The sequence below is a fragment of the [Lactobacillus] timonensis genome (assembly GCF_900240275.1).
Lineage (GTDB): Bacteria > Bacillota > Bacilli > Lactobacillales > Lactobacillaceae > Limosilactobacillus > Limosilactobacillus timonensis.
On sequence record NZ_LT964761.1, the window covers coordinates 817,915 to 831,768 of the forward strand.

13 protein-coding genes are annotated in these 13,854 nt (G+C 52.5%); 12 read left to right on the forward strand and 1 reads right to left on the reverse strand.

The features are described 5' to 3' along the window. Positions 1-50 precede the first annotated feature (50 nt). Positions 51-1,715, forward strand: a complete 1,665-nt coding sequence (locus tag C1710_RS03895; protein WP_102280266.1) for a formate--tetrahydrofolate ligase — start codon at positions 51-53, stop codon at positions 1,713-1,715. Positions 1,716-1,804: 89 nt separating this feature from the next. Here the strand turns inward: C1710_RS03895 and C1710_RS03900 are convergent, their stop codons facing one another. Beyond that, positions 1,805-1,984 carry a hypothetical protein gene (locus C1710_RS03900; protein ID WP_102280268.1) on the reverse strand — a complete coding sequence of 60 codons (180 nt, stop codon included), beginning with the start codon at positions 1,982-1,984 and terminating at the stop codon, positions 1,805-1,807. Positions 1,985-2,158: 174 nt separating this feature from the next. Here C1710_RS03900 and purE point away from each other — a divergent pair, with 174 nt between their 5' ends. From purE to purH, 11 genes are all read left to right on the forward strand, one after another. Continuing rightward, a complete protein-coding gene (gene purE, locus C1710_RS03905; RefSeq protein ID WP_102280271.1) occupies positions 2,159-2,647 on the forward strand; it encodes a 5-(carboxyamino)imidazole ribonucleotide mutase in 489 nt (162 codons plus the stop codon). After that, positions 2,613-3,779, forward strand: coding sequence for a 5-(carboxyamino)imidazole ribonucleotide synthase (gene purK / locus C1710_RS03910; RefSeq protein ID WP_235857961.1), 1,167 nt, complete (start codon positions 2,613-2,615; stop codon positions 3,777-3,779). The genes purE and purK overlap by 35 nt, the downstream gene beginning before the upstream one ends. Then, a complete protein-coding gene (gene purB, locus C1710_RS03915; RefSeq protein ID WP_102280277.1) occupies positions 3,776-5,071 on the forward strand; it encodes an adenylosuccinate lyase in 1,296 nt (431 codons plus the stop codon). The genes purK and purB overlap by 4 nt, the downstream gene beginning before the upstream one ends. 262 nt (positions 5,072-5,333) lie before the next feature. Further along, on the forward strand, positions 5,334-6,053 hold the full coding sequence (purC, locus tag C1710_RS03920; protein WP_102280280.1) for a phosphoribosylaminoimidazolesuccinocarboxamide synthase: 720 nt from the start codon (positions 5,334-5,336) through the stop codon (positions 6,051-6,053). A gap of 1 nt (position 6,054) precedes the next feature. Then, positions 6,055-6,306 (forward strand): phosphoribosylformylglycinamidine synthase subunit PurS, encoded by a 252-nt coding sequence (gene purS, locus C1710_RS03925; RefSeq protein ID WP_102280282.1) that lies wholly within the window; start codon positions 6,055-6,057, stop codon positions 6,304-6,306. Continuing rightward, a complete protein-coding gene (gene purQ, locus C1710_RS03930) occupies positions 6,303-6,986 on the forward strand; it encodes a phosphoribosylformylglycinamidine synthase subunit PurQ (RefSeq protein WP_102280284.1) in 684 nt (227 codons plus the stop codon). The genes purS and purQ overlap by 4 nt, the downstream gene beginning before the upstream one ends. Continuing rightward, positions 6,986-9,211, forward strand: a complete 2,226-nt coding sequence (gene purL, locus C1710_RS03935; protein ID WP_102280287.1) for a phosphoribosylformylglycinamidine synthase subunit PurL — start codon at positions 6,986-6,988, stop codon at positions 9,209-9,211. Before purQ ends, purL begins: the two co-directional genes overlap by 1 nt. Continuing rightward, positions 9,187-10,656: an amidophosphoribosyltransferase gene (gene purF / locus C1710_RS03940; protein ID WP_102280289.1), complete on the forward strand. Its 1,470-nt coding sequence runs from the start codon at positions 9,187-9,189 to the stop codon at positions 10,654-10,656. The genes purL and purF overlap by 25 nt, the downstream gene beginning before the upstream one ends. Continuing rightward, positions 10,656-11,693 carry a phosphoribosylformylglycinamidine cyclo-ligase gene (gene purM, locus C1710_RS03945; RefSeq protein WP_102280292.1) on the forward strand — a complete coding sequence of 346 codons (1,038 nt, stop codon included), beginning with the start codon at positions 10,656-10,658 and terminating at the stop codon, positions 11,691-11,693. The genes purF and purM overlap by 1 nt, the downstream gene beginning before the upstream one ends. Before the next feature lie 10 nt (positions 11,694-11,703). Beyond that, complete coding sequence (gene purN / locus C1710_RS03950) at positions 11,704-12,300, forward strand: phosphoribosylglycinamide formyltransferase (RefSeq protein ID WP_102280295.1); 597 nt, start codon at positions 11,704-11,706, stop codon at positions 12,298-12,300. A 3-nt stretch (positions 12,301-12,303) separates the two neighbouring features. Continuing rightward, the gene (purH, locus tag C1710_RS03955; RefSeq protein WP_102280297.1) at positions 12,304-13,845 is read left to right on the forward strand and encodes a bifunctional phosphoribosylaminoimidazolecarboxamide formyltransferase/IMP cyclohydrolase; all 1,542 of its coding nucleotides are present in this window, start codon (positions 12,304-12,306) and stop codon (positions 13,843-13,845) included. The last annotated feature ends 9 nt before the right edge of the window (positions 13,846-13,854 follow it).

Below are 13,854 nucleotides of genomic sequence, written 5' to 3' on the forward strand. Positions count from 1 at the left end.
TAATCGTCTTATATACGTCAAAGTTCGTTTTTAAGGAGGATGGTCCAGAGATGCCAACAGATATTGAAATTGCTGACGCTGCGAAGATGAAGCCGATTCAGCAGATTGCTGCCAAGCTGGGGCTGGGTGAAGGTGAAATTGAGCAGTATGGTCGCTACAAGGCCAAAATTACCCTGCCAGTTGCCGAAACGCCAGCGAAGAAGCACAAGCTGGTCCTCGTGACGGCAATGAACCCGACGCCAGCTGGTGAAGGTAAGTCGACGGTCATGATTGGCCTGGGTGACGCAATGAACCAGCTGGGACACCAAACAACGATCGCCATGCGGGAACCATCGATGGGGCCCGTCTTCGGAATCAAGGGTGGTGCCGCCGGTGGTGGCTACAGCCAGGTGGTCCCGATGGAGGACATCAACCTTCACTTCACTGGTGACCTTCATGCCTTGACGTCGGCTAACAATACCTTAGCGGCGCTGATCGACAACTACGTCATGCGCGATAACGAACTGCAGCTGGACCCCGAACGGATTATCTGGCGGCGGGTTGAAGATGTGAACGACCGCGTCTTGCGTGACGTGGTAACGGGTCTTGGTGGTCGTTCGCAAGGGATCACTCGTCAAACCGGTTTTGACATCACCGCGGCTTCCGAGTTAATGGCGATCCTTTGCTTGGCGGCTGACTTTGCTGACCTCAAGCGCCGGATTGGCCGGATTGTCGTTGGTTATAGTTATGACCGCCAACCGATCACAGTTGACCAGCTAGGCTTTACCGACGCCATTGCGATCCTCTTAAAGGACGCGATTAAGCCAAATCTCGTGCAAACGTTGGACCATACGCCGACAATCATCCATGGCGGACCATTTGCTAATATCGCGCATGGCTGTAACTCCGTTTTGGCAACGAAAACGGCCTTGCAACTATCCGATTACACTGTTACTGAGGCGGGCTTTGGTGCTGACCTGGGAGCAGAAAAGTTCCTTGATATTAAGCGCCGCGTTCTTGGCCAGGCCCCGGATGCGGTAGTCCTGGTAGCAACTATCCGTTCTTTGAAGTACAATGGTGGCGTTCAGCGTGATAACTTGACGGAAGAAAACGTTGCGGCACTTGAGCGGGGCTTAGCTAACCTTAAGCGTCATATTAAGAATATCCAGGGCTTTGGGCTTCCGCTGGTGGTTGCTATTAACCACTTTGTCTCGGATACTGATGCTGAAATTAAAACGGTCGAAGGAACTTGCCATCAATTGGGTGTTAATGTCGCTTTAACCGATGCTTGGGCAAAGGGTGGCCAGGGAGCCCAGGAGCTGGCTCGCCAAGTGGTTGAATTAGCTGACCAGCCGCACGCTTTCCAGCCGCTGTATGATTACGATCAGACGATCGAAGAAAAGATTACGGCGATTGCCACTAAGTACTACGGTGCCAAGCGCGTGGTCTTTGCCAAGAAGGCCCAGCGACAAATGAAACGGTACGAACAACTTGGTTGGGGTAAGCTGCCCATTTGTGTTGCCAAGACCCAGTACAGTTTCAGTGACGACCAGAGCGCACTGGGCGCACCAACTGACTTTGATTTCCATATTCGTGGATTGGTACCGAAGATGGGCGCTGGCTTTATTGTCGCACTCTCTGGTAACATGATGACGATGCCAGGATTGGCTAAGCACCCAGCAGCCGTTGACATGACGATTAGTGATGACGGCAAGAAAATTACTGGTCTGTTCTAAATAATGAAGAGTAGCACTCTTTTATAAACTAACAAACGACCTCCAGCGCCAAAAGCTGGGGGCCGTTATTGTTATGTTGGTATTGATAATTAGTTATTGAAGAATGCGTAGGCGAAGAGCCCGCCAATCACAATTAATGCTGGAAGGACCAAAACCTTCACGAAAAAAGCCACTATCGCAATGGCAATTAACCAGAAGAGGAGACTGAAAGAAAGCTTTAATAGCTTCCACAACAGCCAGATGACAGCAATTGTTACTAATAAGCCCACCGGCTTCACCTACCTTTTCAGTTATCATACCCAGTTTAGTTAACAAGGGCAAGTAAAAGTTTGTTTGCCCAAAAGACGAACTATTTAACTATTCAGTGGTTAAAAGTTCTTGATTGGAGTTGAAAATAAGTGGCGAATCTGCTATCTTGGTACTGAACTTAAGGAGGGATTGTGATGACCGTTCAAGTTGCTGTGATCATGGGAAGCAAGTCGGATTGGCCAATGATGAAGGGTGCCTGCCAAGTGCTGGGAAAGTTCGACGTTGGCTTTGAAAAACACGTTATTTCAGCCCACCGGATGCCTGATGAAATGTTCGGTTTTGCTAAAGATGCCCGCAAGCGCGGGTTGAAAGTCATTATTGCGGGGGCGGGGATGGCTGCCCACCTCCCGGGGATGACGGCGGCTAACACCGTGTTACCAGTTATCGGGGTGCCCGGTCAGACGAAAGCGTTGGGTGGGATGGACTCATTATTGTCCATTGTCCAGATGCCAACGGGGATTCCAGTGGCCACGACGGCCATCGGTAATGCCGGTGCCAAGAACGCTGCTCTCCTAGCCATTGAAATCCTGGGAACTAGTGATGCTCGGCTGCAGGACAAATTAGTCGACTACCGTGAACAAATGCACGATGCAGCCGCAGAAAGCAGTGCCGACCTTGACTAGGAAAATGATCATGCCGGGACAGACAATTGGGATTATCGGCGGTGGACAGTTGGGGCAGATGATGGCCTTGTCGGCAAAATACGCTGGTTTTCGGGTCGTCGTGTTGGATCCAACGCCGCACTGTCCTGCTGGCCAAGTGGCTGACCAACAGATTGTGGCGCCGTACGCGGACACCACGGCGATTGAACAGCTTGCGTCGATCAGTGACGTTTTAACTTACGAATTTGAAAACGTCGACCTAGCTGCGCTTGACGACGTTGCCGACCGGGTTGCTATTCCCCAGGGTACCGAGTTGTTGCGGATTACCAAGAACCGGTTGCGTGAAAAAACGTTTCTCCGTCAAGCGGGGATGAAAACAGCGCCGTTTGTGGCTGTTCACGACCGTGATGGATTGCTTGCCGCGGTGGACCAACTTGGTTATCCTTGCGTTCTTAAAACCTGTGAGGGTGGCTATGATGGCCACGGCCAGCTTGTTTTGCATAGTCTGGCAGACCTTGACGATCCCGTTGTCGATGAAATTTTAGCGACAAAGGATGATATTCTGGAAGGGTGGGTGGATTGTCAACTGGAGTGTTCGGTTATGGTGGCCAGGAACGCCAGCGGGGAGACCAGTGTTTTTCCGGTGAGTGAGAATATTCACTGGAACGAAATCCTTCACGAAAGCATTGTCCCGGCGCGGATTAGCAATCAGACTGCGCAGCGCGCTCAGCAAATGGCAGAAAAGATTGCCCACGCCCTCCAGCTTCGTGGTATTCTGGGAGTTGAGATGTTTGTGACAGCTACCGGCGAGATTTACATTAACGAACTGGCACCACGACCGCATAACTCCGGTCACTATTCGATTGAAGCTTGCAACTTCAGTCAGTTCGCTATTCATGACCGGGCAATTTGCAACTGGCCGCTGCCCAAAATTAAGCTTCTTCACCAGGTAGTCATGGTCAACGTTCTTGGTCAGCATGTTGAAGATACCCGTCGGCTAGTTGCGACAAAGCCCAACTGGCATTTTCACGATTATGGCAAAGCAGAAGTTCGTCATAACCGAAAGATGGGGCACATTACGATTTTAACCGGTGATGTTGAAGAAACACTCAAGGAAATTGATGACACACACGTATGGAGGGACAAACATTGATTGATCGTTATACGCGTCCGGAAATGGCCAAAATCTGGTCACTGGAAAACCAATACCAAAGCTGGCTTGAAGTGGAAATTGCTGCTGACGAGGCTTGGTCGAAACTGGGAAAGATCCCGTCCGAAGACGTAGATAAGATTCGGGAAAACGCCAAGTTTGACGTGGACGAAATTGCCCGGATCGAGGCGGTAACTCACCACGACCTAATTGCCTTTACCCGCTGTGTTTCTGAATCGCTGGGACCAGAAAAAAAGTGGGTCCACTATGGGCTGACGAGTACGGACGTTGTTGATACTGCTCAGGGGCTGCGCCTCAAGCAAGCTAACAACCTGTTGCGTAAGGACCTTGAGCACTTGCAGGAAGTCGTTGCTGATAAGGCGCGGAAGTACAAGTACACCGTTGAAATGGGTCGGACACACGGGGTTCACGCTGAACCAACCACCTTTGGCCTGAAGATGGCCCGCTTTTATTCAGAACTGAAGCGTGACCGTGAACGGTTTGAACATGCTGCTGCCGGGGTGGAAGCCGGTAAGATTTCCGGAGCTGTCGGCACTTTTGCCCAGGTTGACCCGCGGGTGGAAAAACTGGTTTGCGAATCGCTGGGACTACGCCCACAAGAGATTTCTAGCCAGGTCCTGCCACGAGATCTTCACGCTGAGTACATCGCCATTATTGCCCTAATTGCGACGACTCTGGAAGAGTACGCAACGGAGATCCGGAGCTTGCAGCGGACTGAAATCCACGAAGTTGAGGAACACTTTGCTAAGGGGCAGAAGGGTTCGTCGGCCATGCCGCATAAGAAGAACCCGATTGGTTCCGAAAACATTTGTGGTTGTGCACGCGTTTTGCGGGGCCATATCGTGACGGCTTATGAAGATGTTTCCCTCTGGCACGAACGCGACATCAGTCACTCCAGTGCTGAACGGATCATTCTGCCAGATAGCACGATCCTCCTGGACTACATGTTGCACCGCTTTGCCAACTTGGTGGCCAACCTAGACGTTTTCCCAGAACGGATGATTCAAAACATGAACGAAACTCATGGGCTGATTTACTCGGGCCGGGTATTGAACAAACTCGTTGCTGCCGGTGTCAGTCGGGAAAAGGCTTATGATACGATTCAGCCGCTAACTGCTAAGTGCTGGGCTGAACACGTCCCGTTCCGTCCATTGGTTGAGGGTGACCCATTCATTAGTGCTCACTTGTCAAAGGAAGAAATCGACGACGCCTTTGATTACCACTGGCACTTGCGCAACGTCGACTACATTTTCCACCGCTTAGGGCTGGATTAATTATTAATAACATCACAGAGTGTGACGGAGTCAAGTAGGCTCCCCGTCACACTCTTTTTTATTTCCGAACAATTTGATCGTTTAAATACTACTTTACACTTAAAAAACATCTATTCGGGAATAATATGGTACAAAAAATCCAGATAGTTCGTATTTGCTATTGACGAGCAATGAGCCGTCTGATATTCTAAACCTAGTTTTACGAACAGCAATTATTTTATCAGCTTTAAAGTTCGTGTTTTACAAAAGGAGCTAGGTGGAAATGGACAAGTTGATTTATACCGGCAAAGCAAAGCAAATGTGGCAAACTGCTGATCCTAACGTATTGAAGGTGGTTTACACCAACCAAGCAACGGCCCTTAACGGCAAGAAGAAAGACCAGATTAGGGAGAAAGGCGAACTTAATAACCAAATTTCAACCCTGGTCTTTGACTACCTGATTGCAAACGGGATTCCGACTCACTTCATCAAAAAGCTGAACGACACTGAAGAACTCGTTAAAAAGTGTCAGATGATTCGCTTGGAATTTGTCACCCGTAACGTTTGTGCAGGTCATTTTGCCTCCCGCTTCGGTATGGAAGAGGGGCGGGTTTTTGACCAGCCAGTCGAAGAACTGTTCTACAAGAGCGACGAGCTGGGGGACCCCTTCCTCAACAACAGCGGTGCACAGGGGTTGGGTTTTGCCACGGCCGACGACTTGCAAGCCTGCTGGCACTTGTCTGAGCGCGTAAACACCTTGCTGACGATTCTTTTCCGCCGGGCCGGAATGCAGCTGGTTGACTTTAAGCTCGAATTTGGCAAATTGCCAGACGGCCACATTGTCCTGGCAGACGAGTTTTCACCGGACAACTGCCGTTTGTGGGATTTAAAGACCCGCCAGCACATGGATAAGGATGTCTTCCGACGCAACCTAGGCGACTTGACGGTGACCTATGAAGAGGTTCTGCACCGCCTGCAAAAGGCACTGGGAAAGGAGAACTAAGATGACGACTGTACGGATTTTTGTCACCTATAAACCATCAGTGTTTGATCCACAAGGCGCGGCGATTACTGACGCGATCCACACCCTGGGGCATGACGAAGTAGGTAGTGTTGCGGTCGGTCGTTTCTTTGATCTTTCGTTTAATGATGAAGTAACAGATCTGGATGCGGCGATTAAGGATGTCGCCACTAAGTTATTGGTGAACTTCAATATGGAAACTTACCACTACCAAGTACTGGAGGCGGCGGAATGAAGATTGCGGTAATCGTCTTTCCTGGCTCTAACTGTGACGTTGACCTTTACGAAGCGTTTCACAGTGTGTTAGGTGCCGACGTGGAATACGTTTCTCACCGGGAACATAGTTTGGCTGGTTTTGACGCGGTCATGCTGCCGGGTGGTTTTTCATACGGCGACTACCTGCGCTGTGGCGCCATTGCTCGTTTTGCCAACATTATTCCTGCTGTTCGACAGATGGCCGAAGACGGCAAATTTGTGTTTGGCACCTGTAATGGTTTTCAGATCCTGACCGAAATGGGACTTTTGCCGGGAGCGCTCAAACAAAACGATAGTATGCAGTTCGTCTGCAAGACTGTTGACCTCACAGTAGTGAATGATCAGACAGCCTTTACGAGCCGCTACCAGAAAGGACAGACGATCCAGTTGCCAATCGCCCACGGTGACGGCAGCTACTACGCGGACTTGCAAACGATTCAACAGTTAGAAGACCATCACCAGGTGGTTTTCCGGTATGCTGGCGAAAACCCTAACGGCAGCCTGCATGACATTGCGGGAATTTGTAACCGGCAAGGGAACGTCCTCGGCATGATGCCACACCCGGAGCGGGCAGTGGAAGTACTGCTCGGTGGCACTGACGGCTTACCACTCTTTCAATCATTATTAGACCAGCAGACAGTAAGGACGGAGGCGGAGTAATGGAGCAGGCAATGACCCCTGAAGAGATCAAGGAGCAACGACCGTACCTCGACTGGAGCTTGACGGAGCACGAGTACAACTACATCGCTGATTCACTCCTTCACCGCTTGCCGAACTATACCGAAACAGGGCTGTTTGCGGCGATGTGGAGTGAGCACTGTTCATATAAAAAGTCTAAGCCAGTGCTGCGGCTTTTTCCTAATTCTGGACCGCGAGTACTTCAGGGACCCGGCGAAGGGGCGGGTGTCGTCGACATTGATGATGGTCAGGCAGTGGTTTTTAAGGCCGAAAGTCATAACCACCCGACAACGGTTGAACCCTACCAGGGGGCGGCAACCGGGGTTGGCGGAATCCTCCGCGACATTTTCAGCATGGGAGCCCGACCGATTGCTTCATTAGATTCGCTCCACTTTGGCGAAATCAAAGACGACGCCACGATGCGTTACAAGGCTGAACAAACGGTCAAGGGGGTCGGTGATTACGGTAACTGCATGGGGATCCCGACGATTGGCGGGGAGACCACCTTTGACCCTTGTTATGCCGGCAACATCCTCCTGAACGCCTTTTCCCTAGGAATCATGGACCAGGCTGATATGAAACGGGGCAACGCGAGCGGCGTCGGTAACGCGGTGATGTATGTCGGCGCTAAGACTGGTCGTGACGGCATTCACGGGGCCACATTTGCTTCGAAGGATTTTTCCGCCGAACACGCTACCCAGCGTTCCGCAGTTCAGGTTGGCGATCCTTTCATGGAAAAACTGCTGATGGAAGCCTGTTTAGAAGTGATCCGCCAGCACCCGTACTGGTTAGTCGGTATCCAGGATATGGGCGCTGCCGGGATCGTTTCGTCCAGTGCCGAAATGGCGTCTGAAGGAAAGAGTGGGATGGACCTCAACCTTGACCTGGTGCCGCAACGGGAGCCGGGGATGTCAGCTTATGAAATCATGTTGTCTGAGTCCCAGGAACGGATGCTGCTGTGTGTTGAAAAAGGGCACGAAAAAGACGTTCAGCAGATTTTTGCTAAGTATGAACTAGAGGCGGTGGTAATTGGCCGGATCACTGCAGGTGGGCAGTACGTCTTGCACCACGACGGACAGATTGTTTGTGATATTCCTGTTCACACCCTGGTAGACGACGTGCTGGAAGAACCAAGTGCCGAGAAACGACCGGTCAGGCTAAGCGAAGCGACCCCAGCACCAGTCCCGGTAGTAACTGATGCGCTGGCAACACTGAAACAAATTCTCCAGCAGCCAACGGTGGCATCAGCCCGCTACTTTACACAGCAATACGACTCGCAGGTACGAACCAGCACAGTAGTGGGACCAGGAAGCGATGCCGGTGTTCTTCGGGTTAGGGGAACCGAAAAGGGGTTGGCAATGACAACCGACGGTAACGGCCGGTTCGTCTACCTGGATCCCTACGTTGGGGGAATCAGGGCGGTTGCCGAAGCAGCAGCGAACATTGTTGCTGCCGGAGCGGAACCACTGGCCATTACTGATTGCCTCAACTACGGGGATCCGAACGATCCGGAAATCTTTTGGGAACTTCACCATTCGGTAAAGGGGATGGCAGATGCCTGTCGTGAACTAGAAACGCCGGTCGTGTCCGGAAACGTTTCCCTGTACAACGAAAACAATGGACAGGCCATTCACCCGACATCAATGGTCGGGATGGTCGGTCTTATTCATGATATTCAACGTGTCGTGACTATTAAGGCGGCTAACGCTGGCGACCGAGTTTACCTGCTCGGTAAAATTGGTGACGATTTTGCTGGCAGCGAAGTGCAAAAGATGCTTGATGGTGACATTAGCGGCACGCTTAGTCCTGTTGACATCAAGGAGGTTCACGCCCACTTGAAAGATCTTTTGGCTGCCGAACAAGCCGGGCTGGTTAATAGTGCTCACGATATTAGTGAAGGGGGCCTGGGTGCCTGCCTTAGTGAGGTGCTCTTTGGTACTGGCTTGGGAATGGATCTCAACTTTGGAAAGATGAGTACTGCCCAGCTTTTTGCCGAACCGGCTAACTGCTTTGTCATTACCGTTGCCCCGGAAAACCAGCAGGAAATCGAGCAGCGTCTGGGTGACTGGGCACAATTGGCAGGAGAAGTCACTGCTGATGGTCGGTTGAAAGTGGCTCTGAGTAACCAGGAACTGGTAGCTGACGTTAGTGAACTAGAAACGCTTTACGAGGAGGCGATCCCGTGCCTAATGAAGTCAAAAGCCTAAATGAGGAGTGCGGTGTCTTCGGTATCTTCGGCACTAAGAACGCCAGTCAGCTGGTTTACCTGGGACTCCATAACCTCCAGCACCGGGGACAAGAAGGTGCGGGAATTGTCTCGACAGATGGTCAGCAGATGTACCAGCACCGGGACCGCGGGCTCCTTTCTAAGGCCTTTGCCCACCGCGAGGACTTAGATAAGCTAGTTGGCGATGCGGCAATCGGGCACGTCCGCTACAGTACGACTGGTCAGAACTCAATTCAAAATGTTCAGCCATTTCTTTTTCACTTTCACGATGGCGACATTGCCCTGGCCCATAATGGCAACCTGGTTAACGGGACGTCGCTTCGGAAGCGGCTGGAAGAGAACGGGGCGGTTTTTCAAACGACAACCGATACGGAAGTGCTCATCCACCTTTTACGGGAGAAGATGAACCAGCAGGAATTTTTGCCGGCGCTTAAAGCGTCCCTCAATGAAGTTCATGGTGGTTTTGCCTTCTTGATGCTGCAAAAGGAGCGGATGATCGCCGCCCTCGACCCGCACGGGATCCGGCCGCTGTGCATCGGCCAACTGGCTGACGGGGCCTACGTGATTGCGAGCGAATCCTGTGCCTTAGACATTGTGCGGGCGCGGTTTGTCCGTGATGTCCAGCCTGGTGAACTGGTGATTGTTGATCGTGACGGGCTGCACATCGATCACTTCACGACTGAGACCCAACTAGCAATCTGTTCGATGGAATTTATTTACTTTGCCCGTCCAGATTCAGTTATTCATGGGGTGACGGTCCATAATGCCCGGAAGCGGATGGGGCGGCTCCTAGCCCGGGAACAACCAGCCGATGTTGACATGGTTGTTCCGGTACCTAACTCGGCACTCTCGGCGGCAGCTGGTTATGCCGAGGAACTGGGAGTACCGAACGAAATGGGGTTGGTGAAGAACCAGTACGTTGCCCGCACTTTTATTCAACCGAATCAAGCACTGCGGGTGGAAGGGGTTCGCCGCAAGCTGTCGGCAGTTCGCGGGGTGGTTGCCGGCAAGAAGGTCGCGGTTGTTGACGACTCGATTGTTCGCGGGACTACTTCCAAGCAAATCGTCCAGATGCTCTATGATGCCGGCGCGGCCGAAGTACACTTACGAATTGCCAGTCCAGCTTTCCGCTTCCCGTGCTTTTACGGGATTGACGTTTCCACGCGGGCGGAACTCATTGCTGCTCATTATTCGGTCGGCGCGATGCGTGAAATTATCGGCTGTGACAGTCTCGGTTTTTTAAGTGTCGACTCGTTGATCAAGGCGATTGATATTCCGGATGCTGGCAAGGTACCCTTTGGCGGATTAACCGTAGCCTACTTTAATGGGCAGTACCCGACGCTGCTTGAAGACTATGAAGCCGGTTACTTAGCGTCATTGAACCGCCAGGAACAACTAGCCAGAAAGAAGAGGTTGAAAAAATAATGAATCGTTACCAAGAAGCCGGGGTTGATGTGAATGCCGGCTATGAACTAGTGAAGAAGATTCGCGCTGACGTGAACGCCACCCGGCGACCAGGAATGGTTGGCGGGATTGGCGGCTTTGGGGGGATGTTTGACCTTGGTCAGCTGAACTACCGGCACCCGGTTTTGGTAGCCGGTACTGACGGGGTTGGCACAAAACTGCTAGTTGCGCAAAAGGTTGGCAAGCACGATACGGTGGGCATCGATGCGGTGGCAATGTGTGTTAACGACCTGCTCGCCCAGGGAGCGGAACCGCTCTACTTTCTTGACTACATCGCGGCTGGTCATAATGATCCGGACCGCCTTGCCAGCGTGGTTCACGGGGTTAGTGTTGGCTGTCAACAGGCAGGGGCCGCCCTAGTTGGTGGCGAGACGGCCGAAATGCCCGCGATGTACGACCGCGACGAGTACGACCTCGCTGGTTTTGCCACTGGGATTGCGGAACGGGACCAGTTACTCGATGGTACTCGCCCGCAAGAAGGTGACATCCTCCTCGGGCTCGCCTCGGCGGGTCTTCATTCCAACGGCTTTTCACTCGTCCGGCAGATCCTCTTTCACGACCACGATGTTGACTGGCACGAAACACCAACCATCCTCAATGGCCAGAGTGTTGGTCAAACCTTGCTGACCCCGACACGCATCTACGTGAAATCGGTTCTTCCGCTGGTTCACGACGGACTCATTGAGGGGATTAGCCACATTACTGGTGGCGGGTTGATTGAAAATCTGCCACGGATGTTTGCTGACAACTTGCAAGCAGTGGTCAGCCGGGGTACCTGGCCTATCCTCCCGGTCTTCAAGTACCTAGCCCGGCTCGGCCAACTGGACGACGATGACCTCTGGGGGACATTCAACATGGGACTAGGCCTCGTTTTGGCGGTTCATCCGGCCAATGTTGACCGGGTAACGACCGACTTACAAGAAGCTGGCGAAGCCGTTTACCAGGTCGGTCACCTCAAGAAGCGGCCGTTGGCAGAAGAAAAAGTGTTAATCAAGTGAGGCGAGATAAATGAGAGTGGCCATTCTGGCTTCAGGGAACGGAACTAACTTTGAGGCGCTAGCAAGGCAATTTACTACGGGGGAAATTCCCGGCGACCTGGTGTTGTTATTTTGTAACCACCCGGATGCACCGGTGATGAAGCGGGCGGCCCGGTTGCACGTCCCGGCGAAGGCGTGGACCGTTAAGGAATGCGGCGGCAAGGAAGCTTATGAGCAGCGGTTACTGACCCTTCTGCAGGACTACCAGGTCGACTTTGTCATCCTAGCCGGTTACCTGCGGGTGGTGGGGCCGACAATCCTCAACGCCTATCCGCACTCGATCGTCAACCTGCACCCGGCCCTCTTACCGCACTATAAGGGGTTGCACGCCATTGAACGGGCCTTTGCTGACTTTCAAGCGGGGAAGATTCACCAGACGGGGGTCACGGTTCATTTCATTGACGACCAACTGGACCACGGCGAAAACATCGCGCAACGAGTCGTGCCGATCAAGAGCGACGACACGGCGGCAACGTTAGAAGCACGAATCCACGAAACGGAACACCAGTTGTTCCCCCAAGCAGTCAAGGAAGTTTTACAGCAACGAATGAATAAAGGAGAGAAGTAAACGATGAAGCGCGCATTAGTTTCTGTTAGTGACAAGACTGGCCTGGTACCATTTGTCCGCGGGCTGGAAGAAAACGGCTACGAAATTGTTTCCACCGGTGGCACCAAGAAGGTTCTCGACGGTGCCGGGATTAAGACGGTCGCGATTGAAGACGTGACCCACTTTCCGGAAATTCTTGACGGGCGGGTTAAAACGCTGAACCCATACGTCCACGGGGGATTGCTGGCCCGCCGCGATTTACCCGAACACATGGCGACGCTCAAAAAGCTCGGGATTACGCCAATCGACCTGGTGGTCGTCAACCTTTACCCGTTCAAGCAAACAATTGAAAAACCGGCCGTCACCGAAGAAGAGGCGATCGAAAATATCGATATTGGCGGGCCTAGTATGTTGCGGGCGGCGGCCAAGAACTTCCGCGACGTGACGGTTGTTGTTGACCAGGAGGACTATGACCGGGTGTTAGCAGAAATTAAGGAGCACGGCGACACCACTTTAGCAACTCGGGCGAACTTAGCAGCGAAGGTCTTTCGGACAACGGCAGCTTATGACGCGCTGATTGCCGACTACCTGACGAAGCAGACCGGTAACGAGGATCCCGACCAGCTGACGATGACTTACCAGCTAAAGGAAAAGATGAGATACGGGGAGAACCCGCACCAGCAGGCCTGGTTGTACGAGGATGCCCTGCCAAAAGCCTTCTCCATTCTTTCGGCTAAGCAACTACACGGTAAAAAGCTGTCATACAACAACATCAAGGACGCCGATGAAGCGCTCCGCTGCATCCGCGAATTTCAGGACGAACCAACTGTCGTGGCAATGAAGCACATGAACCCGTGTGGTATAGGTCGTGCGGCTAAATTGACGGAGGCCTGGGATCGCGCTTACCAGGCCGACCCCGTCTCCATTTTTGGTGGCGTGATTGCGGTCAACCGGCCAGTGGATCTAGCCACGGCGACGAAGATGCACAAACTCTTCTTGGAAATTATCATCGCGCCGGCCTTTGATGACGATGCCTACCAAGTATTAGCAAAGAAGAAGAACCTCCGCTTGCTGACGGTGGACTTCAGCCACGAAAACGAACCGACTCGGCGCGAGGCAGTTTCCGTGATGGGCGGACTGTTAGTTCAGGAACAAGACGTCCTCAAAGAAGACCCGCATGACTGGAAGTGCGTAACGAAGGTCAAGCCAACTGAACAGCAGTTGGCGGCCCTAGCCTTTGCCTGGAAGGCGGTCAAGCATACTAAATCCAACGCCATCGTCCTTGCTAACAACGAGCGGACCCTCGGCGTCGGTGCCGGTCAGCCAAACCGGATTGATTCGCTGAAGATTGCTACCAAGCACGCTGGAAAGTCAATCGACGAAACGACCGTCATGGCTTCCGATGCCTTCTTCCCCTTTGGCGACAGCCTGGAATTTGCGGGACAGCACGGGATTAAGGCGGTCGTCGAACCGGGCGGCTCGATTCGCGACCAGGAAACGATCGACATGGCCAACAAGTACGGTGTCGCGGTCGTCTTTACCGGGCACCGCCATTTCCGTCACTAGTCAGGAGGG